Genomic DNA, 26189 nt, shown 5'->3' with positions numbered 1-26189 from the left:
ATTGGAATGTCACGTAAAGTACTAGTCGTAGATGACGAAGCTCCTATCAGGGAGATGTTGGTTTTTGTTTTAGAGCAAAATGGATTTCAAGCAATTGAAGCAGAAGATTACGACTCTGCTATTGCAGCTATGGTTGAACCTTACCCAGATATGGTTTTACTTGATTGGATGTTACCAGGTGGAAGCGGTATTCAAATTGCTAAAAAGTTTAAGCAAAACGAACACACCCGCCAAATCCCAATTATTATGCTTACAGCCCGCGGCGAAGAAGAAGACAAAGTACGTGGCCTTGAAGTAGGTGCTGACGATTACGTAACTAAGCCGTTTTCTCCTAAAGAGCTTATGGCACGTATTAAAGCGGTTATTCGCCGTGTATCGCCAACCTCATTAGAAGAAGCTATTGAAGTACATGGCCTGCGTTTAGACCCTATTTCGCATCGTGTTACCTCAGAAGGTAATGAGCTTGATATGGGGCCAACCGAATTCAGATTACTGCACTTTTTTATGACTCACCCAGAGCGTGTTTATAGCCGTGAACAACTGCTTGATCATGTATGGGGAACTAATGTTTACGTAGAAGATCGCACGGTTGATGTGCACATTCGTCGTCTGCGTAAAGCAATTGGCCCACTTGGACATGACCGTTTGGTGCAAACTGTACGTGGTGCTGGATATCGTTTTTCAAGTAAGCTGTGATCAGCTTAAAGCTTAGCTAATGTATGAAATACGCATGTATTACTACTCTAAGGTAAAGTGAGTGTATGTATCGAGTTGTTAATAAGCAGGCGTTAGTAAAGCGCCTGTTTATCTATTTTTTACCCTTACTATTAATTGGTGTGCTAGTTGGCGCGCCATTTTTGCTTTTATTTTTAGGATCTTTTTCCCTCCTTATTTGGCACTACCATCAACTTTATCGTTTGAGCGATTGGCTACTTAATCAACGTAGCTTTAATCCACCTGAGGGCGAGGGTGCATGGGAGCAAGTGTTTGAAGGTATTTATCATCTACAGCACCGTAATCGTAAAAAACGTAATGAGCTTGCTGATTTAATTCGTCGCTTTCGCGATGGAGCTGAAGCAGTACCTGATGCGGTAGTGGTATTACAAAACGATTTAAGTATTGTGTGGTGTAATCAATTAGCCCTTAAAGTGCTTGGTTTGCAGTGGCCAACCGATCATGGTCAGCGTCTTGATAATTTAATTCGCGAACCTAAGTTTGCCAAATACATGCACAAAGGTGAATTTGACGACGCGCTTGAGCTGGATAACGGCCATAGCATTGAGCAAGTACTAGAATTTAGGGTAATGCCTTATGCAAGCACGCAACTTATGGTTGTTGTGCGTGATGTAACGCGCTTAAAACAGCTAGAACAGATGCGTAAAGACTTTGTAGCCAATGTGTCGCATGAACTACGTACACCGCTTACAGTGGTTACTGGGTATCTTGAGATGATGGATGGCGACATGATGCCGCCGCCAGCAATGTGGAACAAAGCGCAAAATACTATGCTTGAACAATGCAAGCGCATGGATAGCTTAGTCAGCCAATTATTATCGCTTTCGCGTATTGAAGGTGCACGGCGCCAAGACAACGATAAAGCTATAAATGTGCCGCAATTACTTGGTTATATTCACACTGAGGCAAACTCAATTAATCAAGACAAAGGCCATGAGCTTATTTTTAATATTGATAAAACCCTCGATATTAAAGGCTCTGAGGATGAACTGCGTAGTGCGTTTTCTAATTTAGTATTTAACGCCATTCATTACACTAAGCCCGGTGGCAAAGTGGAAGTGTGTTGGCAGCGCAAAAACAATAAAGCGTGTTTTAGTGTTACCGATAATGGTGATGGTATTGCGCCAGAGCATATTAACCGTTTAACTGAGCGTTTTTATCGTGTTGATAAAGCCCGCAGCAGAACAACAGGTGGCTCAGGTTTAGGGCTTGCGATTACAAAACATGTACTAACGCGCCACGATAGCAAATTAAATATTAGCAGTGAAGTTAACAAAGGTTCGTGTTTTTCTTTCGAATTTTCAATAGATAAGATAGTTTCGCTAGCTAAGTAATTAGGCTGAAAAGCAAAGTCATAAAAGTGTCATTTAAGAGTAATGTAACTGTCATGTACTCACTTTAGAGTGGGCAGCAGTTAGAAAATGGGACGAACAAACCGGAGAACCCTACATGAAATTTAAAAACTTAGTTGCCGCAATGGGTGTGGCTGTTACAACTTTCGTATCTGCACAAGCAGTTGCTTTAGACCAAGATATTCCTGAGTATCAAAAAATTAGTGGTGTTTCAGGTAACTTCTCATCAGTAGGTTCTGACACTTTAGCCAACATGATGACGTTCTGGGCTGAAGAGTACAAACGTATTTACCCAAATGTAAATATTCAAATTCAAGCAGCAGGTTCTTCTACTGCACCACCGGCACTTACCGAAGGTACAGCTAACCTAGGTCCAATGAGCCGTAAAATGAAATCTAAAGAAATCGAAGCGTTCGAAAAACGTTACGGTTATAAGCCAACAGAAGTTCGCGTAGCTATTGATGCACTTGCTGTATTTGTACATAAAGATAACCCAATTGAAGGTCTTCGTATTGACCAAGTAGATGCTATTTTTTCATCTACTCGTAAATGTGGCGCACCAGAGCAAGTTAATCGTTGGAGCGATGTCGGCCTAACAGGCGATTGGGCTGCTAAAGACGTTCAGCTTTATGGACGTAACTCAGTGTCAGGTACTTATGGCTACTTTAAAAAGAAAGCACTGTGTAAAGGTGATTTCCGTAATAACGTAAATGAGCAACCGGGTTCTGCATCGGTAGTACAGTCAATTTCATCTTCATTAAATGCAATTGGTTACTCTGGTATTGGTTATAAAACATCAGGCGTACGTACAGTACCGCTTGCTAAAAAAGGCGATAACTTTGTTGATGCAACACTTGATAACGTTGCGCAAGGTAAATACCCGCTATCGCGCTTTTTATATGTTTATGTGAATAAACACCCGAATAAGCCACTATCACCTATGGAAGAACAATTTTTAAGAATGGTACTTTCAAAAGATGGTCAGCAAATTGTAGAAAAAGATGGTTATGTACCACTTTCTGCAAAGCTAGTAAAAACAGAACTTAAAAAGCTTGGTTTAAACTAATAAACCATAGGCAATAAAAAACCGCTCACTGAGCGGTTTTTTTGTGCCTAAAACTAAAAACTTTAAGGAATTAAATATTACCTAATTTTTCGGCTTGTGCTTTACATTGATTATAGCTCTCAACACATTTTCCAGAGCATACTTGTTGCTTTAAGCCCTCAGCAGTTGTTTGCTGTTCACATGTACTTTCGCATTGGTAATTTTGTTGAGCACACTGATTCATTTCAGGGTTTTCAACTTGGTTTTGACAACCTACTAATAGTGCAAAAGTAAGGGCGACTACGCTTGTTTTTATTAAAGTGTGCATGCTTCTTATCCTTAAAATGGAGTCGCAATAATATTAAATTTCGACTTGAATATTGTCGATCAATCTAACACCACCAAAATAGGCTGCGGCTAAAATAACAAATTGAGTATCTTCGATTGTAGCAGTTTTTAATGTATCTCGTTGAGCAATCTCAAAATAGTCTGGCTTTAGGCCAGCTTGCTCTAAGCTCTGTTTAGCTAAGCTTTCAAGTTTTACGAAGTCTTTTTCGCCGCTTTTAAGTTGCTCAGCGCATGTATTAAGTGCTTTAAATAATACGGTTGCAGTCGCTTTTTGCTCATCAGATAAGTAACCATTACGCGAGCTCATAGCAAGGCCAGAAACTTCTCGCATTGTAGGTACACCAATAACTTCAACCGGAATTGATAGGTCGCGCGCCATGGTTTTAATTACTTGCAGTTGCTGAAAATCTTTTTCACCAAAGCAGGCGTAATCGGGTTGTACAAGATTAAATAATTTTGTAACTACCGTGGCAACACCTCTAAAGTGACCAGGGCGTGAGCCACCACAGTAACCTAATGAAATATCAGGCACATCTACAAAGCTCTGTGCGCCAAGTCCATTTGGATAAATTGTCTCTACACTTGGGGTAAATACAATATCAGTGCCTAGTTCTGCAAGGCCTTGTTTATCTTCGTTTAGTGTACGAGGATAGTTATCTAAATCTTCGTTAGCACCAAATTGCATTGGGTTAACAAAAATACTCACAACGACTTTATCGGCTAAGTTTTTTGCTTTTTCTACTAGCGAAAAATGCCCACGGTGCAAGTTGCCCATCGTTGGCACAAGTGCCACGCTAAGACCCGCTTGGCGCCATGCTTTAATTTGACTACGTAACGATCTGATTTCAGTAATTGACTGCATTATTTAAACTCGTGTTCAGCGCTTGGAAACGCGCCATTTTTAACGTCTGTACAATACTTTTGAACGGCTGCAGGCATATTGCCTGTTTCGAGCAAAAAGTTTTTAGAAAATTTAGGAATGTAACCTGCTGAAATACCAACCAGGTCATGCATTACCAGTATTTGGCCGTCAGTTAAACTGCCCGCACCAATACCAATAGTTGGGATGCTTAGGGCGTCTGTAATGCGTTTTGCCAGTGCACTTGGAATACATTCAAGTACTAATAATTGCGCGCCAGCAGCTTCTAGTGCTTTTGCGTCATCAATCATTTTTTGTGCTTTATCTTCTTCGCGACCTTGTATTTTAAAGCCGCCAAATACATGTACTGACTGTGGTGTAAGGCCTAAATGCCCGCAAACTGGAATACCTTGTTGAGTAAGCGTTTTAATGCTCTCGTAAAGCCATTCTCCGCCTTCAAGCTTAATCATGTTTGCGCCAGCGCGCATAAGCTCAGCTGCATTTTTACAAGTATCACTTACGCTTGAGTAGGTCATAAAAGGTAAGTCAGCAATTACAAATAATTCGCGGCTACCAGCGCGGACACAGCGGGTATGATATGCGATATCTTGATTGGTTACGCCAAGGGTGTCATCGCCGCCTTGTAGTACCATGCCCAAAGAGTCGCCCACTAAAATAACTTCAACGCCGTTATCATGAAATAACTTTGCAAAACTAGCGTCGTAGGCTGTTAATGCAGTAATTTTGTTATTTTCTGCTTTCATTTTATTTAAAGTAGAAACGGTTATTTTAGACATAATATCCTCGCAGGCAAAAGCCTAGGTTAATTACAGAGGTAATTGTTGTAAGTCGTTGAGCGGTAAATTATTTGCAATGGTTTTTAATGCAATGCCGCTAGGTAAAATAAGTTCAGGTGCAAGCTCTAATAGTGGATAAACCACAAACTCGCGATTATTCAAACCATAATGAGGCACAGTTAAGCGCACCGTATTTATAATTTGATCATCAAATAATAGAGTATCTATATCAAGAGTGCGTGGACCCCAACGTTCAGCCTTTCTTACTCGACCATGCTCAAGTTCAATACGTTGCGTTAAATCAAGTAATTGCTCTGGCTCAAGGGTCGTTTTAATGCACGCTACTGCATTGATATAGTCTGGTTGATCTTGTGGGCCCATAGGCTTACTTGCATAGTAATGCGATACGTTTATAAATTCACAATTAGGCAGCTTTTTAAGCGCGATTACCGCGTTATCAAGCTGCTCTTTTGGTGAGTTTAGGTTGGCACCTAAACCCAAATAAACACAGTGCATGTTATTACTCAGCTGGCTTTTTAGTAGGTCGACGGCGCTTTCGAGGCTTAGGACCACCTTGGTGACCTAAGTTTTTAACCATCTCTTTTTGGCCGTTTATATCTTGGCTTAAGTATTGTGTCCACCACTGGGCAAGCTCAGTGTGCTGTGTTTCGCCTGCATCTACGCGTAAGAGTAAAAAGTCGTAGGCGGCTTTAAAGCGAGGTTGCTGCGTTAGTCTGTAAGCACGTTGGCCTGCACGTTTATCCAAACGGTGCTGAATATGCCAAATATCGCGAGCACCTAAAGTAAAGCGTTTAGGAACCGCAATGTGTTGTGAGTTATCGCTTAGTACTTTATTCATTGCTTGTGCGAAAGCATCGTATTCTGCAAGTTGTTCTTGGCTTTGAATCTTTTTAGTACGTTCAAGCAGCGGGAACCAAAGTAGTGCGGCAAAAATAAACGCTGGTGTTACTTTTTTATCTGCATTAATACGTTTGTCGGTATTTTGAAACATTTGCTGAATAAGCGTGTGTTCTAAGCCACTTGGATTTTTATCTAAGATTTTATCAAGCTCAGGAAACAGTGAGCGGAATAAGCCGTATTTACGCAGCATTAAAAAGTTAGCTTCGGCCTTGCCGTTTAAAAACAGCTTAAGAATTTCTTCAAATAAACGTGCTGGCGGAATGTTATCAAGCAAACTTGCAAGCTCGCTAATTGGCTTTTCACTTTTAGGCGCAATACTCATATCAAGTTTAGTAGCAAAGCGAACTGCACGTAACATACGAACAGGGTCTTCGCGGTAACGCGTTTCAGGGTCGCCGATTAGCTCAATTTGTTTAGCTTTAATTGCCGCTAAGCCGTTGGCGTAATCGTGAATACTAAAATCTTTGATTGAGTAATAAAGTGCATTGATTGAAAAGTCGCGGCGTTCTGCATCTTCTTCAATACTGCCAAATACGTTGTCACGTAGTAATTGGCCTTCATCGCTTGATTGGCTTATTTGATTTTTGTCTTCTTGGGCTTCGTGGTGGCCACGCATAGTCGCCACTTCAATAATTTCACGGCCAAATACAATATGTGCTAAACGAAAGCGACGACCAATAAGGCGACAGTTTCTAAATAGTTTTTTTACTTGATCTGGCGTGGCATTAGTAACTACGTCAAAATCTTTTGGCTGTTGGCCTAACAATATATCGCGAATACAACCACCAACAAGGTAGGCATCGTAGCCACCGTCTTTTAAACGGTATAATACTTTGATTGCATTTGGGCTAAATTGTTTGCGAGAAATACCATGCTCACCACGAGTGACAACAATAGGTTCACTGCTTACAGAAGCGCTTTCGGCACTGGTATTCGGGCCGATTATTTGTCGGCAAAATTGAAAAAGCTTGGAAATAATAGTCTGTCTCCTAGAAGGTGTGATTGACTCTGCATCGCAATCAAAAGTTACAGCAAATGGGGCGGTTATAGCCCAGTACAAGCTGTTTGACGTAATTAGCATATATTTAGGCGGCTATCATATACCAGCAGGGTTTAAAAATTAAGTTGATGTGTTGAAATTAAGCCGTTTTTAGCTATTTTATTTACTTAAATGTGTAAATTGGACTTTCTGACTACGTGGATGCTGAGAAATTTGTATTTCGGATACTTGTGGTACCTGTTTTAAGCTAAAGTTTTTAATTCCCCAAGCGATTAATTGTTCAATATTTAAATCGATTAAATCAGCTATAACAGGCAATCCTAAAAATTCAAATGCACTAATTAAAGCAGGCTTTGGATTTTGTTTGCTAATGGCAGGAGCATAATTTTGTTTAGACAATTTGAAACCAGGCTTGGCAACCGCTAAAGGTAAATGAGCAAATTCAGGCACAGGGCTATCGAGTTGTTTAAATAAACTAATTTGCCGTGCGGTTGGCTCAATTAAATCAGCGCCTCTTACAATTCGATTAATCCCTTGATCAATATCATCGACGACCACAACAAGTTGATATGCAAATAAGTCATCGCTGCGTTTAATTAAGTAATCTTCATGGGAAAGGGCGCTATTTACCGTTATATCGCCTTGAATTAAGTCATTAAATTGAGTCGTTGGATGTTGCTGAACTAAGCGAAGCGCACCGGATTGAGTATTATGATTAAGTGCTTGGCAATGCCCCTGATAAATACCGCCAATGGCTTTTATTTGTTTGCGAGTACAGGTGCAACCATAAACAAGTTTTTGTTTTAAAAGTGAGTGGGTAATATCTTGGTATAAAGGCAGGCGCTGCGTTTGATATACAACAGATTCATCCCAGTGCAGGGCGTAGGCTTGTAAGGTATTAAGAATATCGGAGTCGGCGTTTTTAACCACGCGCGTAGTGTCAATGTCTTCTATACGAACTAACCAATCTCCTTGGTTAGCTTTTGCATCTAGATAACTACCCACAGCCGCTACAAGTGAGCCAAAATGTAATGGCCCAGAAGGAGACGGTGCAAAACGACCGCGATATTTACGCATAGGCGCAGTAACGGCTGTAGGAGACATAACTAATTAATAAATATTAATTAGCCACGTCCAGATTGCTTTTCTTTGATTTCTGCAAGTGTTTTGCAGTCTACGCATAAATCGGCAGTAGGACGTGCTTCTAAGCGACGTATGCCAATTTCGATGCCACAAGACTCACAAAAGCCAAAATCATCTTCTTTAATCAAATTAATTGTTTTTTCAATTTTTTTGATTAATTTACGTTCGCGGTCACGAGTACGAAGTTCTAAAGAGAACTCTTCTTCTTGTGCAGCGCGGTCAACCGGGTCAGGAAAGTTAGCAGCTTCGTCTTGCATGTGCGATTTAGTACGATCAACTTCGTTACGTAAATCATTACGCCAAGTTTCTAAAATCGTTCTAAAATGAGCACGTTGTGCATCATTCATGTACTCTTCGCCTGGTTTTTCTTGGTATGGTTCTAAACCGGCTTGAGCCAATAAACCATGTTTCTTTTGGTCTGGCATAACTCTCTCCTAAATCCTTAATTTAATGCCTCAGCATTAGCCGGCGGTATAAATAACAGAATCTTATATCCTAGGCAAATTTATTTTTAATTAATCGAATTAGCTTCAACCATGCTTACTGAGTGAAAAGTGTATTAATAGTCTATTTACACTTTTAATTAATTCACATATTCGCTTTCTAAAACTTGCCTTGTTATGTGGGCAAAAGCTTTAAAAACAAGTTAATTTTTATAATTCACTTTGTATAACTTTTTTTAATTTGAGTACTTTGCTTATTTTTCAAATTACGCTTAGTTCAATCCCTTGGTTTAATACACTATTGTGCAAATACTATTTTTTTATGAAGTAAAACTTCATTAGCAGAAATTGTGGCCTTGTATGCTAATACTTCAACGCCGGCTATTATTGCTTGGCTTAATAGCGTGGCGTATTTTTTATCAATATGCGCAGCTGCACTTACTGTATTTATTCCTTCATGCAAAACAGCGAACAGTAATACTGCTCGGTGGCCTTGTTCGATCATTTCTATTAGTTCGCGAATATGTTTTTGTCCGCGCAGTGTTTGCGCATCAGGAAAGTAGCCTTGCCCGCTTTGTGGTGCATCTTCGCTTAATAATGTGACTGATTTAACTTCTACGTAGCAATCAGGCTTATTTTCGTCTGTGAGTAAAAAATCGATTCTGCTGTTTTCGCTGCCGTACTTTACTTCGCTTTGCAATTGACTGTAGTCGAGTAGCTCGCTTATCACATTATTGTTTATTGCTTCTTCTACTACTTTATTGGCCACCGCTGTATTTACACAAATAAGCTGCAATAAGTTATTTTGCGTAAGCTCTAATGAATGCGGATATTTTCGTTTTGCGTTATCGCTTGTGGAATAAAAAGCAGCAAAACCCGGCTCTGCGCATCCCGTCATTTTACCTGTATTAGCACAGTGGGCGGTAAATTCACTGCCATCACTTAATTGTAAATCAGCTAAAAAGCGTTTGTAGCGTTTTAATAAGGTGGCAGGTTGCAGAGTTGGCGTGTACTTCATGATAACTTCCAAAGCGTAAATACTGCACAGCAGTGTGGTTTATGTTATTTATCTCAAGCTGTTGGGAACTTAAGCGCTCTATAGTAAACTCGGTGGCACATTTAAGTGCAAGGGGATTCTAACATGAGTGAAAAATTTGTTGTTCAACTAAGCGAACAAGCAGCAGCGAGTCATTGGGGCGATAATGCGTCATTGTCTTTTAATGAGCGCGGTGCAACTGTTCATTTGTCTGAGCAAGAAACATTGAAAAATGTTCAAAAAGCTGGTCGTACTATTGCAATCCAAGGTATTAAAAACGTTGAATTAGCAGGCGATGCTTGGTGTACAGAAAGCCAATGGGCTTTTTATCAAGGCTTTGTAACACCAAAATCGTTAAACGGTGTTGAGTTTGTTGATAACGCACAATCAGATATTAAAGAACTTGCTCACTTAAAAACGTCAGCAATTTGGGCACGTGAAATGGTTAACGGGACTGCCGATGACATTTACCCAGAAAGCCTTGCTGAAAAAGCGGCTGAGTTTATTCAATCATTAGCGCCTGAGCATGTAAGTTACCAAATTATTAAAGGTGATGCGTTACTAGAACAACAGTGGATTGGTATTCATGCTGTTGGTCGCGGTAGTGTTCGCCCACCAGTATTGCTTGAGCTTGATTACAACCCAACAGGCGACGAAAATGCACCAGTAAGTGCAGCGCTTGTAGGCAAAGGTATTACGTTTGACTCAGGTGGTTACTCAATTAAATCAAGCGAAGGTATGCTTGGTATGAAGTGCGACATGGGCGGCGCTGCAACAGTAACTGCAGGTTTAGCATTGGCTATTAACCGTGGTATTGAAAAACGTATTAAACTGTTTTTATGTTGTGCTGAGAACTTAATTTCGGGTCATGCATACAAATTAGGTGACATTCTTACTTATAAAAATGGCACGACAGTTGAAATTGTAAACACCGATGCTGAAGGTCGCTTAGTACTTGCAGATGGCCTAATGGCAGCAGGGGAGACTGGCGCTCCACTTATTATTGATGCAGCAACACTAACTGGCGCAGCGCTTGTTGCTGTTGGCCAAGAGTACAATGCATTATTTGCACTTGATAAAGAACTTGTACGTGAAGTTGAGAGTTTTGCATCTCAAGAAATGGAAGCTGCTTGGCCACTTCCTCTTGAAAAATGGCATCAACAAAACTGCCCATCTCCTTATGCTGATACGGCGAATAGCCGTGCACAAAAAGGTGGCGGTTATGGCGGTGCATCGAATGCTGCAGGCTTTTTATCGCGCTTTGTGCCAAACGATGGCAAAGGCTGGGTACACATCGATTTAGCGGCTGCATTTAACATGGGCAGTACAAGTCAATGGGCAGCGGGTGCAACAACTCAAGGTATGCGTACAGTTGCTCGTACTTTACAAGAAAAAGCATAATATTTACTAAATTACGCTTTTTACGCTAAAAATAGGCACCTTTTGGTGCCTATTTTTTATTTTACAGGCAAGCAATTTTATTTCATTTACGGTAAAATCAGTAGCCAATACCTGTTTGAGTTTAATTTTTGCTTAACTCTAAGCTGCGCTCAAATCTTATATCCACCACTGGGGTTTCTAATTATGTCAGATAAGTGCTACATCACAGCTCAACAGCTGCTTGAAGATTCGTTCCGCGTAGCGGCACAAGTATACCAAGATGGCTTTCGTCCTGATTTTATTATTGGTATTTGGCGAGGTGGTGCACCGATCGGTATTGCTGTTCAAGAATATTACGATTACAAAGGCATTGAGACTGACCACATTGCAGTACGTACATCGTCTTATTACGGTATTGGTAAACAGTCGAAAGAAATTAAAGTACACGGCTTACATTACATTGTAGAGAACGCAAATGCAGGTGATTCATTATTAATTGTTGATGATGTATTTGACTCAGGTCGTAGTATTGTTGCATTAAAAGAAAAGCTTTCAGAGCTTATGCGCTTAAACTTACCACGTGATATTCGTATTGCATGCCCGTACTACAAGCCAAAAAACTCAAAAGTAGACACTGTTCCAGATTATTATATTCATGAATCTGAAGAGTGGTTAGTGTTCCCGCATGAACTATCGGGTTTAACACCGGATGAAATTATTGCTGGTAAATCTGATCTTGCGAAAATTCATGACATTTTGCTAGAGAAGTAATTAGTAATTTGCATAAATAAAAAAAGGCCGTAAGGCCTTTTTTTATTTTAAAGCTGAGCAAAGCTATCTACGTACTCACTTAGTTTTGGTATATCGACTGCTTGTAAGCCATCGTTACTTCTAAGTACCAAGCCTTTTTCTACAAGTTCTGTAACAACACGCCTGTAAGCTCGCTCAGTGGTAGCAAAACGTTCAGCTTCAGCATTTACAGTTGGGTAGGCTCTAAGTAGCGTAGGGTTGTTGTTTTCGGCTCTTAGTAAGCAATCTTTAGCTATGTTATAGCTAAGTGGTAGTAATAACTTATCTAAATTGATTTTTTGGTTTTCCTGAAACTTAGCCGCAATAGTTTGTGCGGTGTATAAGCTTAGTTCTGGTTTTTCAAGCAGTAGAGCACGCCAATGCCTTAATTCAATAAGGTTATAAGTTACATCGCTAAAGCACGTTACCGTATAAATACATGGATTATTATTTAGCGCTTCTATTTCACCAATAAGGGTGTTGTTACAATCCAATTGTCCTAACAGCAGGCGTCGTCCATTACCTACGTCGTAACTAAACGACACAGTGCCACTGCGTACAAGCACAAGCTTGCTTAAAGGCTGATCTTGATGGATCAGAACTTCTTTTTTTGATTGTTGATAGCTGCTACCGGCAAAGGTTAAAAGCTGATCAACAAGGTAACTAGAAAAATGGTATTGAAACATCAATGTGCTCTTCGGACATTTGTCCTATTTATTACATCTTAATGACGATAGCATTAAGACACTAAGAATTTACGCTAACTTGCTACTAATATTATTAGCTTTGCTAAGAGTATTATTTTACCTTCATTTCCCGTGTAATGATTTAAGAATTTGCTGGTATTTTCTGGCAAACTTTTTCAGGTTTTTTAAGCAGGTTAGCTTTTTTATTTTGTTGTAACTTTGCAATACTTACAAGTGCCATAAGATAGCAGTACATGTAATGCTAACCTAAAGGCTAGGAGAGAACAATTGAGTTGGGAATATTTAGGTTATATTGCATCAGCTTTATTGGTTGCATCGTTAACAATGACAGATGTAGTAAAACTGCGTTGGTACAATATGTTTGGTTGTATTGTATTTACTGCATACGGTGTTGCCATTGGCGCAGTGCCTGTTATTTTTACCAACGGCTTATTGTCGCTTGTAAATTTATATCACATTATAAAAATATATCGCCAACCTAAAGTTGAAGACGCTAAAAGCTAAAATGAGCTATCTGCACAAAATAAGTTAATGATTTCAATTAAAATCAAAACTTCAGTTTTTGTGCAGTCCAGCTTGAAGCGCATATAGATAATCTCATATCACTCTACATAACTTACCTTGATGAACCTTTGAACCTTTGAACCTTTGAACCTTTGAACCTTTGAATCATGCTGTAATCTCCTATTCGAAAGATGATTACCTTAGGTTTTAATACGTCGATCGTTAGCTAAATTCTGTTCGCGGTTAAGATATAAATAAGTGCTTCTAAATTTCATAAAAAAATCCGATAGCAGTAAACCGCTATCGGATTTTTATCTGTTATACCAACCTGCTTATATGCTATTTAAATTGCTTAAATATTTATGTAGGTTGGTACTATGGTATTTACGCTTTTTCTAAATCCTCAACGTCACCTAAACCTGCAGTTAGTTCTTCAAGTAATTGCTTTATTTCTTCAGAAGCTAAAATAAAGTCAGCATCAAGTTTTAAAGCCATATCTTCTTTAGGAATATCTGCGTTTTCTTCTTTTAGAGTTTCAGAGTAGCTTAAACGTTTGATAGAGCCATCGTTTTGCAGCATAAACTTAAGACGCTCTTGCCAGTCAAGCGCAAGTTTAGTTACGCGTTTACCACTTTCTAAATGCGATTTAACTTCATCACACGATAGATCATGACCTTTAAGCTTTACTTGCGCGCCGCTGTCGTCTGCTTCTTCAAGTTCAGCGTCTGAGCCAATAGCAAAACCTTCTGGTGTACTAAAGTTAGTTAACCAATCAGTTAAAAACACATCTAGATCGTAGTTAGCAAACGCAGGTACAACCGGAAGCGTTCCTAACGATTTACGAAGTAGTGCTAGTAGCTCTTCTGCTTTATTAAAGCTGCCACTATTTACAACAACCCAACCGTTTTCTTGGTCAATAAAGGCAAATTGTAAGCTCGACTTTTTAAATGCTTGAGGTAGAAGAGTATGAAGAATGTTTTCTTTTAATTCGTCTTTTTCTTTCTTTTTAACTGGGCGGTTTTCTTCAGCTTCTATCAGATCAACTTTCTCAGCAACTAGTTCATTAATGACAGAAGCAGGGAGTACTTTTTCTTCGCGTTTAGCGCAAACTAGAATACTTTTTTGAGAAAAATGCGATAGCGTATCGCCATGTTTTCCAAACGCTTTTGTCCAACCAAATGTTGCAAGCTCTTGACCAGTACATGGGCGAAATAAATCTTGCTCTAATGCTTTATCAAAGTCTTCTTGAGTATATGAAACGTCTTGCTTAAAGCGGTAACAAATAAGGTTACTAAACCACATAGGGGAATTGATCCATTTGAAAAATTTGTACAATCATAGCAATAAAAACAGTATCTCGAAATGACTGATTTGTTACTAGGGCGTGTTGAACTTTATGGATTGAAATTTGTTCAATCTAGGGGCGATTAAATCGCGGCGCGAGGTTTGTAACCTAGTGGACTAAGTAAAAACCGAGCAACAAAGAGTTAATCGTCCCTAGAAAGAACCCAAAGGGCAGCGCATGTTTGGTATTTATGCTGCGTTATCGCCTATTTATGGGAAATAACCACACTACATAGGCTCTGCCTTGCCTAAAAACCAAATATGTTGCTGCAAATTCAACCACCAAAGATCAACACGCCCTAATAATTTAATGCATATACTTTTATTTATTCATATTTATCAAAAATAGGCAGTGGCTTAGCCATGTTCTTCGGAAATTGAATATAGTAACGCAGACCTTTGCCCGGTTCACTCGTTGCATCAATAGAGCCACTAAGGGTTTGCTTGACCAAATTAAGCATTATATGGGTGCCTAATCCGCTACCGCCTTCATCGCGTTTGGTAGTAAAAAATGGGTCAAATAATTTTTTTAATTGCTCGTTAGTAACACCGTTACCGTCATCTTTGTAATCAATAGTTAAGTTGGTGTCATCAGCGCTTATTTTAATATCCATTACACCGTTGCTTTTACCTTCAAAGCCATGAATAAGTGAGTTCATAATTAGGTTAGTAAAAATTTGGCTTATAGCCCCAGCAGGTAGATTTAAAACTAAATCATCAGGACATTCTAATTTTATAGTATGGGATGTCTTTTTTAGTTTTGGGTGCAGTGAGCGTATTACTTCGTTAGTGTAATCTTTAAAGTTAATGGTTCTTACTGCTTCACTGGCTTGATCGACCGCTATTTGTTTAAAGCTAGCTATAAGCTCCGAAGCTCTATCTAAGTTAGTGGTTAGTAAGCTTGTGCTTTGTTTTGCTTCGTTAATGAATTCTTCTAGTGCTTTTGGCGAAAGTGTTTTTTCGGTATAAGCATTTTCGAGTTTATTTAAGCGTTCTTGTAAAAATGATATTGCCGTTACACCTATCCCAATAGGGGTGTTTATATCGTGTGTAATACCTGCCACAAGTCCGCCTAGCGCAGCCATTTTTTCTGTGCCTAGTAAACGTTCCTGTGCAAGGCTCAACTCTTCTATATAGCGCTGAGATTCAGTTTGCTTTGTAATTAACTCTTGCTCTGTGCTGCGGCGTAAGTCTACTTCTTCGGTGAGGACAATTTTTTGCTTTTCGAGTTCGTATTTTTGCTGCTGTAAATCCATCATTGCTTGGCTTAAGTTGGATGTTTTACGGGCTACGTCTTGTTCAAGTTGTATGTTGTGATGATCGAGTTTTTCGTTACTTATAATGAGTTCTTTTTGGGTGTGCTCAAGCTCTTTTCTATACTGAACTACTTTATCTATAAGATTGTTAAATGACTGCTCCATCACTTTTAATTCATTATGTTCTTCTGTTTCTATTTCTATATGTTGACCTTCTAGCTCGTCTAGTTCTAAATTTTCTAGTTGCTCAGTGAGCTCAGCTAGAGGGTCTGTTAGAAGTTTTCTAAATGCCATTAAAAATAAAATGATCAAAAAAGTGGTTTTAATCATCGCATTACCAATCAAAAAGTAGATTGATACCATAATGCGACTAAATACAACTTCTCGACTTGAGAATAAGGTAACGTCGCCGACTTGGGTAGCACGACCTGAAAACTCAAAAATAAGTGGGAAGGTGTAACCAAATAAACCTGATTTACTATCTTCTAAAATAACTTCCTCTTGTACTAACTGTTGGTTATAAAGCTTGTGTATATCGAGCGAGCGTCCTAACTGTGAAATAATTTCGCCGCTGTCGTCACGAACAATAATTCCCTCAATCATAGGGATGGCGAGTAAACCTTCTGCCGTTGTAATTGTTTGCTTAGTATTAAGCTCCCAAATTGCACGCGTTAAGCTACGGCTAAAAGTTTTTTGTAATGTACTCAATTCGTCACGAATATAGTCTTTAGTGTTGAGGTACTCGGCAAGCACCTGTCCGCAAGTCACTACAAAGGTAAGTAAAAAATAAACGGATAAAACGCTAGTCAGTAGCTTTTTTGAAAGGCTTTTCTTTAACATGGGTGACTTGTACATCCTTTGTTATTTTTATGACGTTACTATAATTATTTAAAATTTAGTCAATAAACCTCTAAAAATAAATAAAAAAGTTAATGTTTAGTAACTTTAATTAGTAAAACTGGTATGTAAGATCAAAGTAGCCAAACGAAGTTATAGATTAGTCATTTAGTTACCTGCTAAGGATTGTCGCTTTGATTCGTTAACCATAAAAAAATAGATTTATTCTATATCTATCATTGAATTGAATTATTAATGTGTTGGGTATTTAGGAACGTGTTAAAGTATCTTAAGTGCAAAAGAAGGCATTATTTCAATAACCTTTTAATAGCCTTTTAATAACTTTAATGGTTGTGTAGTAGTAAACATGATGAAATTTTCGATATTAGTTTGTGATGATTCTGCAGTTGCTCGTAAGCAAGTTGTACGGTGTTTAAACGAATGTATAGACGCAGAAATACAACAAGCTATAAATGGAGCGTACGCTCTAGAACTTTTACGAGCACAAAGCTTTGATTTACTGTGCTTAGACCTAACCATGCCTGAAGTTGATGGTATACAAGTACTCGAGACTATAAAAACAGAAAAAATAGAGTGTTTTGTGTTAGTGATTTCTGCCGATATACAAGAAAAAATGAAGTTCAGAGTTATAGAACTTGGAGCTATAGACTTTGTTAATAAGCCTATTAATAAATCTAGGCTGAATGAGATTCTGCATAAATTTGGCATTCATTAGGTTTTTTCATGTTAAAAAAGGCTGTTTTATCTTTTAATTTAGGGTTGACAGCATAGCCTTTGTTAAGGCAGTCTTAACATATGAAAACAATTAATCGCGTACTGACCATTATTATTACAACCATCATTCTTACTGGATAGTGGCATAGGTCGGTGCAACAAATTTAAAGGCCTGTGTTCACTTAGAACACAGGCCTTTTTTCGTTTTATGGGATGAGGAACATAAACAATGCGAGTTTTAAAATTTGGTGGGTCTTCGCTTGCCGACTATGCATGCTTACAACAGGTAGCTCAGCTAGTTAAAGTACAATTAAAAGATGAAATGCTTTTGGTACTTTCTGCTCCCGGTGGAATGACCGATTCGCTAGTCGCACTTGCAAGTGCTGCAGAACAAGGCTTAGATTTTTCGCAGCAATGGCAAACATTAGTTAGCCGCTGTGAAGGTTTGAAAGCTGACGTTGAAAAAAGTGGTGTAGTAGTTACAAGTTGGCCAAACTTAAGGGAACTTAAAAATAAACTAGATGGCGTGTCACTTATACAATGTTGCCCTGATCAGGTTCGCGCATTTGTGATTAGCTTTGGAGAGCGCGTTAGCGTTTCTTTAATGCAGGCTTTATTGAACTCGCACGATGCAAGATACTTAGAAGCAACAAGCTGTATAGCTTCAACTGGCGGTTATATTGACGCCGAGGCTGATTTAGTAACAAGTAAAGCGCGCTTTCAAGCTGTGCTCAAAGAAAGCCCTGCAACTATTTATATCATGCCTGGTTTTACAGCGAGTAATGATAAAGGTGAGCTTACAACGCTTGGCCGTAATGGCTCAGACTACTCAGCAGCAATTGCAGCAGCATGTTTAGAAGCTGAAATTTGCCAAATTTGGACAGACGTTGATGGTGTATACAGTGCTGATCCTCGTTATATTAAAAAAGCGACTAAAGTAGATTTTTTATCTTATAAAGAAGCGATGGAGCTTTCTTACTTTGGTGCAAAAGTACTTCACCCTAAAACAATTTTACCGTGTGCTAAAGCAGGCGTGCCGTGCGAAATTAAAAATACGCATAACCCAGACGCACAAGGCTCATTAATTGGTAACGATTATTCATCAGATGAGCCAGTAAAAGCGCTTTCGAGCCTACAAGACCTTGCAATGCTAACTGTCTCAGGGCCTGGTATGAAAGGTAAAGTAGGCATGGCGTCTAAGGTATTTAACGCGCTTGCTCACGATAATGTATCAATTGTATTGATCACGCAGTCATCATGCGAATTCAGCATTAGCTTTTGTGTACACGAAACAGACCTAGCACTTGCACTTGATGCGCTACAAACTGCATTTGAGCTTGAACTACAAGCAGGGCTTATTGAGCCTGTACAAGTGCAGCGCAATTTAGCCATTGTTACTTTAGTGGGCGATAACATGCGCGCGCACCGTGGCTTAGCAGCTAAGTTTTTTGCATCGCTTGCACAAGCTCAAGTAAATATTGTGGCAATTGCACAGGATTCTACAGAAAGCGCTATTTCAGCCGTGATTGATGGCGAACTTTGTAACGACGCCGTAAAAATATGCCATGAAAACTTTTTCACGCATGTGCCGTCAATTGATGTGTTTTTACTAGGTTGTGGCTTAGTAGGGCAAGAGCTTATTAACCAGCTTGAACGCCAGCAAGCGTGGCTTGAAAAACGTAATATTAAACTCAACTTGTATGGTGTTGCTAACTCTCGTCAATTACACCTAGATAGTGAAGGCATTGCTTTTAGTGATTGGCAGCAAAAACTAGCCTCATCTGAGCAAGCGTTTGATTTAACACTAGTAGAGCAATTTGTTAAGCAAAATCATTTGGTAAACCCTGTGCTTGTTGATTGTACGTCGTCGGATGCACTTGCTGCGCAGTATGTAGACTTTTTAAATGCAGGTTTTCATGTGGTTGCTGCCAATAAAAAAGCAACAACAAGCACATACACGTATTACCAAGATTTAATTGCAGCAACGCAAAAGAATAATCGTAAATTTTTATACGAAACAAACGTTGGTGCAGGCTTACCTGTAATCGACAACTTACAGTCATTATTTGGTGCCGGTGATGAGTTATTAGAGTTTAGCGGTATTTTATCAGGTTCACTTTCGTATATGTTTGGCGCACTTCAAGATGGTTTATCACTTTCTGAGGCAACTATTAAAGCCAAAGAAAGTGGCTTTACTGAGCCAGATCCTCGTGATGATTTATCGGGTACCGATGTAGCACGTAAGTTGTTGATCATTGCTCGCGAAGCCGGTATGAAATTAGAGCTAAGCGATATTGAAGTTGAGTCTGTATTGCCACAAGGTTTTGCACAAGGTGATAGCGTTGATGAGTTTATGGCAAAACTACCAAGCTTAGATGCTGATTTTAACGACCGTATCAAAAGCGCTGCGAGCGAAGGCAGAGTACTTCGCTATGTAGGCACAATTAAAGAAGGCCACTGTAAAGTAGGTATTGAAGCGGTAGATGCAAAGCATGCGCTTAGTGTCATTCGTGATGGCGAAAACGCACTGGCTATTTTAAGCCAATATTACCAGCCACGTCCGTTTGTAATTCGTGGTTATGGCGCCGGCTCGGAAGTAACAGCCGCGGGTGTATTTGCTGATATTTTAAAAACGTTATCGCGCTAGGAGCTCGTTATGATTGAAGTATATGCTCCGGCGTCTATTGGTAATTTTGCAGTGGGCTTTGATGCACTTGGCGCAGCGCTTGCGCCAATTGATGGCAGTTTATTAGGCGATGTTGCAGTTGTAAGCGCAGCGCTAAGCGATGAGTTTATTTGCACTGGCGAATACGCTCATAAGTTACCAAGTGATGCTAATGATAATTTAGCGTATCAGTGCTTAGTGCATTTTAGAGCGCATGTTGCGCCTAATATGCCAAGCGTAAAGCTCGAGCTTAAAAAGAACTTACCAATTGGATCTGGACTTGGCTCTAGTGCGTGTTCGGTCGTGGCTACTTTTACTGCCCTTGATAAGTTTGCAAAAACTAATTTAAGTCAGGTTGAGCTTATTGAACTGATGGCTGACTTTGAAGGTGTAGTAAGCGGGGGTCGTCATTACGACAACATCACGCCATGTTATTTAGGTGGCTTGCAGTTAACAGGTGATTTAATTCCTGATAAATCGATTGCACTGCCTGTTGATGAAAACTGGTACTACGTTGCTGCGTTTCCTGGTTTTTCGCTTAATACTGCAAAAGCGCGTTCTGTTTTACCAAAAGAGTTGAGCATGCATGCAAGTGTTGAGTTTGCTCAGCGTTTGTCGGCATTTAGTAGCTTGCTGTTAACTAATCGTTTTGACGATGCGCTAAGCATAATGAAAGATGAAATAGCAGAACCTTACCGCGCACCGCTTATAAAAGGCTTTAGTGAAGCCAAAGCAAGCTTGCCAGCGCTGGGCGCTGAAATAGTCAGTATCTCGGGCGCCGGACCCACCTTGTTTAGCGTATGTAAAACACTTGAAGCTGCACAGCAATGCGCGCAGTGGTTAGAAACCAATTACATTAACGAGCAAGGCTTTTGCCACATTTGTAAATTAGATAACGACGGCACGCGTCAATTAACAGTTTTATAGGATAGGTAGTCATGCAATTACATAATTTAAAAGATAGCTCACAAAAAGTGTCGTTCGTTGAAGCCGTAAAAACAGGTTTGGGTCGTAACCAAGGTGTATTTTTTCCAGAATCACTAGCCCCACTGTCCGATGTTGATGCATTGCTTGATATGGACTTTGTTGCACGCAGCGGCAAAATATTATCTCACCTAATTGGTGATGAGTTACCAAGCGATACTGTGGCACAAATGGTTAAAAATGCATTTAACTTTCCAGTTAAGCTGGTGGAAGTTGAAGAGAACACATACTGTTTAGAACTGTTTCATGGTCCTACACTTGCGTTTAAAGACTTTGGTGGTCGCTTTATGGCAGAGTGTTTAACGCAGTTTAATAAAGACGAGAAAGTAACTATTTTAACAGCAACATCGGGCGATACCGGTGCAGCTGTAGCGCATGCTTTTTACAATAAACCAAATATCGATGTTGTTATTTTATACCCTAAAGGCAAAATTTCACTTGCTCAGCAAAAGCTATTTACTACGCTTGGTAATAATATTCATTGTTATGCAGTTGAGGGCAGCTTTGATGATTGCCAAGAGCTAGTTAAAAATGCCTTTTTAGATGAAGAAGTTAAATCAACACTTGGGCTTAACTCAGCTAATTCAATTAATATTAGCCGTTTAGTTGCTCAGGTTTGTTACTACTTTGAAGCCATCGCACAGCTACCAAAAGAAAAACGCGCAACAGCACATATATCAGTACCTAGTGGTAACTTTGGTAATGTGTGCGCCGCAATGATTGGTGCGGTTATTGGTTTACCTGTAGGTAAATTAAGCGCAACAACCAACCAAAACGATACTGTGCCGCGCTTTATGCTTGATAAAAACTGGACGCCAAACGCAACGCTTGAGTCGCTTTCAAATGCGATGGATGTAAGTAAGCCAAACAATTGGCCGCGTGTACAAACAATGTTAGATAATAACTGGTTTAGCTACGATAATTTTTATTCAACAAGCGTAAACGAGCAAGACACGCAAGCCGTGATGAAAAAAATTCAACAAACGGGCTATGTTGCAGAGCCCCATACTGCTATTGCTTACCAAGGTCTTGTTGAAAATCGGGCACCTGGTGCAGCGGGTATCTTTTTAGCGACAGCTCATCCTGCTAAGTTTAAAGAAAGCGTAGAGGGTATTCTAAATATTGAATTAGGTATGCCAAAACCACTTGCTGATGCACTAGCAAAACCATGCCTAGCAAGCGACATGAACGCCGATTACGACGCGTTACGTACCGAAATACTCGCTAAATTAGGCTAAGTTAAATTACAAGGAAAAGCGGCTTGAGCCGCTTTTTTTATAACTTTATACGGATGATTACACTTAGTTATATTTACTAATTAAATGTAGTAAATATAATTCATTTAAAATTATTATGGCTTTATAAAAAAATATCATCTTAAAAGAGCTGTGAAATAGTTTCAATCCCTGTTTAAATATCCTCAACTTAAGAGCGTAGGCAAAGAGTCGTTTAAAGCGTACAATAAAGCCTCTAAAAAACACCATACACGTTGCCCTAGGAGACCCCAATGTTAGAACGTAGCATGAATATTTCGGATTTTGATCCAGAGTTATTTGACGCGATAACCAAAGAAACTGCTCGCCAAGAAGAGCATATCGAACTAATCGCTTCAGAAAACTACTGTAGCCCACGCGTACTAGAAGCGCAGGGTTCACAGCTTACAAACAAATACGCAGAAGGTTACCCAGGCAAACGTTATTATGGCGGTTGTGAGCATGTAGATGTTGTTGAGCAATTAGCAATTGACCGTGCTAACGAATTATTTGGTTCTGACTACGCTAACGTGCAGCCACATGCTGGTTCGCAAGCTAATGCTGCTGTTTTTCTAGCATTATTAGACGCTGGCGATACTGTATTAGGTATGAGCTTAGCTCATGGTGGTCACTTAACTCACGGTTCTCACGTAAGCTTCTCTGGTAAGCTTTACAATGCAATCCAATACGGACTAGATGAAGCAACGGGCGAAATTGATTACGCACAAGTTGAAGCACTAGCACTTGAGCACAAGCCAAAAATGATTATTGGTGGTTTCTCAGCGTACTCTGGTATTGTTGATTGGGCTAAATTCCGTGAAATTGCTGACAAAATCGGTGCTTATCTGTTTGTTGATATGGCTCACGTTGCGGGTTTAATTGCGGCAGGCGTTTACCCAAGCCCTGTTCCTCATGCACACGTTGTAACTACAACTACGCATAAAACACTTGCAGGCCCTCGTGGTGGTTTGATTATTTCTGCATGTGGCGACGAAGCAATCTACAAAAAGCTTAACAGCGCTGTTTTCCCTGGTGGCCAAGGCGGTCCTTTATGTCATGTTATTGCAGCAAAAGCAGTGGCATTTAAAGAAGCACTTCAACCAGAGTTTAAAGTATACCAAACACAAGTTGTTAAAAACGCAAAAGCAATGGTTGCTGTAATGCAAGAGCGCGGCTACAAAATCGTTTCTGACAAAACTGAAAACCACTTATTTTTACTTGATTTAATCGATAAAGATATCACTGGTAAAGATGCAGATGCTGCCCTAGGCAACGCTAACATCACAGTTAATAAAAACTCAGTGCCTAACGATCCTCGCTCACCATTTGTAACATCTGGTTTGCGTATTGGTTCTCCTGCAATTACTCGTCGTGGTTTTACTGAAGTAGAATCAAAAGAGCTTGCTGGCTGGATTTGTGACGTACTAGATAACATCACTGATGAATCTGTACAGGCGCAAGTTAAAGAAAAAGTAAAAGCAATTTGTGCAAAGTTACCTGTTTACGCTTAATTGCATAAGCGGCAGTAATTTAGAGCACATAAGCCCTAATTTTTGCTAAGATAAAAGACCGCTATTTAGCGGTCTTTTTTGTTTTAAAACGGAAGTACCGAGCTATGCATTGTCCATTTTGTACCGCAAAAGATACTAAAGTAATTGACTCACGCCTTGTTGGCGGAGGCCATCAAGTTCGCAGGCGTCGTGAGTGTAACGACTGCCACGAGCGCTTTACTACATTTGAAGGCGCTGAACTGGTTATGCCTCGTGTTATTAAACAAGACGGCAGCCGCGAACCATTTAACGAAGATAAACTTTTAAATGGCTTAAACCGTGCACTCGAAAAACGCCCAGTGAGCACCGAGCAAGTAGACGAAGTAGTGAATATAATAAAATCGCAACTACGCGCAACGGGTGAGCGAGAAATTTCAAGCCATTTGGTTGGTGAATGCATTATGGAAGCCCTCAAAAAACTCGATAAAGTAGCGTACGTAAGATTTGCCTCTGTTTATCGCTCGTTTGAAGATATACGCGAATTTGGCGAAGAAATTGCCCGCTTAGGGGAGTAATACCAATTTTATTAAAAACATGATTATTCTATCGCATTAAATAGCGCACTCACTGCGTTAAAAATTATTCATATAGAACAACTATATGTCATAATTTTCGCCTTGTTATTGCGCTATTTTCTTAGCGCTATAATAGACCACTTATTTAACGCAATTGGTATAATAAATGCTTAACCAAGTTCCTTTTACAGAACATGATGAAATGTATATGGCACGCGCCATAGAACTTGCAAAAAAAGGCCGGTTTACTACCACGCCTAACCCTAATGTTGGCTGTGTATTAGTTAAAAATAATCAAATAATTGGTGAGGGTTTTCATCAATTAGCAGGTCAAGGCCATGCTGAAGTAAATGCACTGGCAATAGCTGGTAATAATGCACAAGGTGCAACGGCTTATGTAACGCTTGAACCATGTAGTCATTATGGGCGTACGCCACCGTGTGCTGAAGGCTTAAAAAAGGCGGGCGTAGTAAAAGTAATTGCCGCTATGGTTGATACAAACCCACAAGTTGCAGGCAAAGGCCTTAAAATACTGAGCGATGCCGGTATTGAAGTTGCTTATGGATTACTTGAATCACAAGCTCGCGCACTTAACGTTGGCTTTTTTAAGCGAATGGAACAAGGCTTACCTTATGTGACCTGTAAAATGGCAGCAAGCATAGATGGTAAAACAGCGCTTAAAAATGGGCAAAGTAAGTGGATCACAAGTCCTGCTGCTCGACAAGACGTACAATTATATCGAGCGCAAAGCTGCGCTATTTTAACCGGTGCCGATACCGTGCTAGTAGACGATGCTAAACTTAATGTGCGACTAAGCGAGTTGCCTTGCACGTTACCTACCGATTTACCGCTTCGCCAGCCCGTGCGTGTTATAATTGATTCACAGAATCGTTTAACGCCCAACCTTGCTTTATTTAAAATCCAAAGTGATGTAATAATATTTACGACTAAGGTTGATAAATCACTGCAATGGCCGCATTTTGTAAAGCATATTGAAGTAAGTGAAAGTAACGGCAAAGTTGATTTACAGGCTGTTTTAGAAAAGCTTGGGCAACTGCAGTTTAATAATGTTTGGCTTGAGAGCGGAGCAACACTTGCTGGTAAAATGACAGAGCTTGATTTAGTTGACGAGTTTGTTTTTTATTTGGCGCCTAAATTAATGGGCCATGATGCAAAAAGTTTAGTTAATTTTCCTGAATTGACGAGTATGCAAAACACCGTTGATTTAACATTTAATGAATGTGCGCGCATTGGTGACGATTTACGTATCACCGCGTTAAAAACTCATTAAAATCACTTAATAAAAAGAGTAGCGCTATGTTTACTGGGATAATAGAAGCCACAGGCAAAATTGCTTTATTACAAAAAAAACAAGGCGACTTAGCCATTCGTATCCAAAGTGCTGATCTTGATATGGAAGATGTAAAGCTAGGCGACAGCATTGCAACCAATGGCGTTTGCTTAACCGTAGTTGATAAACATATTGATGGTTTTAGTGCTGATTTATCTAATGAGACGATTGGTTTAACCGGTTTTGCTCACTATGCATTAGGGCAAACGGTGAATCTTGAAAAAGCCATGCAACCGGTTTCGCGTTTGGGCGGTCATTTAGTATCTGGCCATGTTGATGGTATTGCAACAATTACAAGCATTACAGCAAATGCTCGAGCTACAGAATATTGGCTTACAACTGACGAAAATTTAATGAAATACATTCCGTACAAAGGTTCGGTATGTATTGATGGTATAAGCCTGACAGTAAACGCTGTAGAGGGGAATAAATTCAAATTAACAATTGTCCCACATACGAGTGAGCAAACCACAATTGCTCACTTTAAAGTAGGTACTCAGGTTAATTTAGAAGTCGATCAAATTGCACGTTATTTAGAGCGCCTTATAAAAGGTGCGGAGCAACCATCGGGCTCTGATATTTCGATGAGCTTACTCGCTAAAGCGGGTTTTATTAAATAACGAAACTGACAACTTACACG

25 protein-coding genes are annotated in these 26189 nt (G+C 39.7%); 14 read left to right on the top strand and 11 right to left on the bottom strand.

Features of this window, described 5'->3' with window-relative positions; all coding sequences use genetic code 11:
• Positions 1-6 precede the first annotated feature (6 nt).
• The 3 genes from phoB to GQR54_RS12960 all read left to right on the top strand — a co-directional run bounded on the left by phoB (position 7) and on the right by GQR54_RS12960 (position 3153).
• Positions 7-696, top strand: a complete 690-nt coding sequence (gene phoB, locus GQR54_RS12970; RefSeq protein ID WP_006791869.1) for a phosphate regulon transcriptional regulator PhoB — start codon at positions 7-9, stop codon at positions 694-696.
• A gap of 65 nt (positions 697-761) precedes the next feature.
• On the top strand, positions 762-2069 hold the full coding sequence (gene phoR, locus GQR54_RS12965) for a phosphate regulon sensor histidine kinase PhoR (RefSeq protein WP_007587170.1): 1308 nt from the start codon (positions 762-764) through the stop codon (positions 2067-2069).
• Between the two features lie 115 nt (positions 2070-2184).
• A complete protein-coding gene (locus GQR54_RS12960) occupies positions 2185-3153 on the top strand; it encodes a phosphate ABC transporter substrate-binding protein PstS family protein (RefSeq protein ID WP_010554592.1) in 969 nt (322 codons plus the stop codon).
• Between the two features lie 70 nt (positions 3154-3223).
• Here the strand turns inward: GQR54_RS12960 and GQR54_RS12955 are convergent, their stop codons facing one another.
• From GQR54_RS12955 to sfsA, 8 genes are all read right to left on the bottom strand, one after another.
• The gene (locus GQR54_RS12955) at positions 3224-3460 is read right to left on the bottom strand and encodes a hypothetical protein (RefSeq protein ID WP_007587168.1); all 237 of its coding nucleotides are present in this window, start codon (positions 3458-3460) and stop codon (positions 3224-3226) included.
• 33 nt (positions 3461-3493) lie between these two features.
• On the bottom strand, positions 3494-4342 hold the full coding sequence (gene panC / locus GQR54_RS12950) for a pantoate--beta-alanine ligase (RefSeq protein WP_007587167.1): 849 nt from the start codon (positions 4340-4342) through the stop codon (positions 3494-3496).
• Positions 4342-5136: a 3-methyl-2-oxobutanoate hydroxymethyltransferase gene (gene panB / locus GQR54_RS12945; protein WP_007587166.1), complete on the bottom strand. Its 795-nt coding sequence runs from the start codon at positions 5134-5136 to the stop codon at positions 4342-4344. Before panB ends, panC begins: the two co-directional genes overlap by 1 nt.
• Positions 5137-5166: 30 nt before the next feature.
• A complete protein-coding gene (gene folK, locus GQR54_RS12940; protein ID WP_007587165.1) occupies positions 5167-5652 on the bottom strand; it encodes a 2-amino-4-hydroxy-6-hydroxymethyldihydropteridine diphosphokinase in 486 nt (161 codons plus the stop codon).
• Positions 5653-5656: 4 nt separating this feature from the next.
• A complete protein-coding gene (gene pcnB, locus GQR54_RS12935) occupies positions 5657-7138 on the bottom strand; it encodes a polynucleotide adenylyltransferase PcnB (RefSeq protein WP_007587164.1) in 1482 nt (493 codons plus the stop codon).
• Positions 7139-7216: 78 nt separating this feature from the next.
• Entirely contained in the window at positions 7217-8161 is a 945-nt protein-coding gene (gluQRS, locus tag GQR54_RS12930; RefSeq protein ID WP_166378122.1) for a tRNA glutamyl-Q(34) synthetase GluQRS, read from the bottom strand.
• A 20-nt stretch (positions 8162-8181) separates the two neighbouring features.
• On the bottom strand, positions 8182-8625 hold the full coding sequence (gene dksA, locus GQR54_RS12925) for an RNA polymerase-binding protein DksA (protein WP_024611520.1): 444 nt from the start codon (positions 8623-8625) through the stop codon (positions 8182-8184).
• 316 nt (positions 8626-8941) lie between these two features.
• Entirely contained in the window at positions 8942-9661 is a 720-nt protein-coding gene (gene sfsA, locus GQR54_RS12920; RefSeq protein ID WP_024593694.1) for a DNA/RNA nuclease SfsA, read from the bottom strand.
• Positions 9662-9784: 123 nt separating this feature from the next.
• On the opposite strand from sfsA, the gene pepB reads away from it, so the two are divergent.
• Positions 9785-11080 carry an aminopeptidase PepB gene (gene pepB, locus GQR54_RS12915; protein ID WP_024589754.1) on the top strand — a complete coding sequence of 432 codons (1296 nt, stop codon included), beginning with the start codon at positions 9785-9787 and terminating at the stop codon, positions 11078-11080.
• Positions 11081-11263: 183 nt separating this feature from the next.
• Positions 11264-11830, top strand: coding sequence for a phosphoribosyltransferase family protein (locus GQR54_RS12910; RefSeq protein WP_007377478.1), 567 nt, complete (start codon positions 11264-11266; stop codon positions 11828-11830).
• A gap of 47 nt (positions 11831-11877) precedes the next feature.
• Here the strand turns inward: GQR54_RS12910 and GQR54_RS12905 are convergent, their stop codons facing one another.
• Positions 11878-12534, bottom strand: a complete 657-nt coding sequence (locus tag GQR54_RS12905; protein WP_002962665.1) for a Crp/Fnr family transcriptional regulator — start codon at positions 12532-12534, stop codon at positions 11878-11880.
• A 288-nt stretch (positions 12535-12822) separates the two neighbouring features.
• On the opposite strand from GQR54_RS12905, the gene GQR54_RS12900 reads away from it, so the two are divergent.
• Positions 12823-13059, top strand: coding sequence for a YgjV family protein (locus GQR54_RS12900; RefSeq protein WP_002962663.1), 237 nt, complete (start codon positions 12823-12825; stop codon positions 13057-13059).
• 384 nt (positions 13060-13443) lie between these two features.
• Here the strand turns inward: GQR54_RS12900 and rdgC are convergent, their stop codons facing one another.
• On the bottom strand, positions 13444-14361 hold the full coding sequence (gene rdgC, locus GQR54_RS12895) for a recombination-associated protein RdgC (RefSeq protein ID WP_007587156.1): 918 nt from the start codon (positions 14359-14361) through the stop codon (positions 13444-13446).
• Between the two features lie 368 nt (positions 14362-14729).
• The gene (locus GQR54_RS12890; protein ID WP_166378121.1) at positions 14730-16499 is read right to left on the bottom strand and encodes an ATP-binding protein; all 1770 of its coding nucleotides are present in this window, start codon (positions 16497-16499) and stop codon (positions 14730-14732) included.
• Between the two features lie 364 nt (positions 16500-16863).
• On the opposite strand from GQR54_RS12890, the gene GQR54_RS12885 reads away from it, so the two are divergent.
• From GQR54_RS12885 to GQR54_RS12850, 8 genes are all read left to right on the top strand, one after another.
• On the top strand, positions 16864-17232 hold the full coding sequence (locus GQR54_RS12885; RefSeq protein ID WP_166378119.1) for a response regulator: 369 nt from the start codon (positions 16864-16866) through the stop codon (positions 17230-17232).
• A 228-nt stretch (positions 17233-17460) separates the two neighbouring features.
• The gene (thrA, locus tag GQR54_RS12880) at positions 17461-19878 is read left to right on the top strand and encodes a bifunctional aspartate kinase/homoserine dehydrogenase I (protein WP_166378117.1); all 2418 of its coding nucleotides are present in this window, start codon (positions 17461-17463) and stop codon (positions 19876-19878) included.
• 9 nt (positions 19879-19887) lie between these two features.
• Positions 19888-20823: a homoserine kinase gene (thrB, locus tag GQR54_RS12875; protein ID WP_166378116.1), complete on the top strand. Its 936-nt coding sequence runs from the start codon at positions 19888-19890 to the stop codon at positions 20821-20823.
• Positions 20824-20834: 11 nt separating this feature from the next.
• Positions 20835-22118 carry a threonine synthase gene (gene thrC, locus GQR54_RS12870; RefSeq protein WP_166378114.1) on the top strand — a complete coding sequence of 428 codons (1284 nt, stop codon included), beginning with the start codon at positions 20835-20837 and terminating at the stop codon, positions 22116-22118.
• A gap of 269 nt (positions 22119-22387) precedes the next feature.
• Positions 22388-23644, top strand: coding sequence for a serine hydroxymethyltransferase (gene glyA / locus GQR54_RS12865; protein ID WP_024593690.1), 1257 nt, complete (start codon positions 22388-22390; stop codon positions 23642-23644).
• 104 nt (positions 23645-23748) lie between these two features.
• The gene (gene nrdR / locus GQR54_RS12860; protein WP_002961761.1) at positions 23749-24198 is read left to right on the top strand and encodes a transcriptional regulator NrdR; all 450 of its coding nucleotides are present in this window, start codon (positions 23749-23751) and stop codon (positions 24196-24198) included.
• A gap of 166 nt (positions 24199-24364) precedes the next feature.
• Entirely contained in the window at positions 24365-25489 is a 1125-nt protein-coding gene (ribD, locus tag GQR54_RS12855) for a bifunctional diaminohydroxyphosphoribosylaminopyrimidine deaminase/5-amino-6-(5-phosphoribosylamino)uracil reductase RibD (RefSeq protein WP_101164010.1), read from the top strand.
• Between the two features lie 26 nt (positions 25490-25515).
• Positions 25516-26169 (top strand): riboflavin synthase, encoded by a 654-nt coding sequence (locus tag GQR54_RS12850; RefSeq protein ID WP_166378112.1) that lies wholly within the window; start codon positions 25516-25518, stop codon positions 26167-26169.
• The last annotated feature ends 20 nt before the right edge of the window (positions 26170-26189 follow it).

The organism is Pseudoalteromonas sp. Z9A4 (assembly GCF_011378845.1).
GTDB lineage: Bacteria > Pseudomonadota > Gammaproteobacteria > Enterobacterales > Alteromonadaceae > Pseudoalteromonas > Pseudoalteromonas arctica.
The sequence above is the reverse complement of the archived record's forward strand: the minus strand, read 5'-3'. Positions and strand labels throughout refer to the sequence as shown.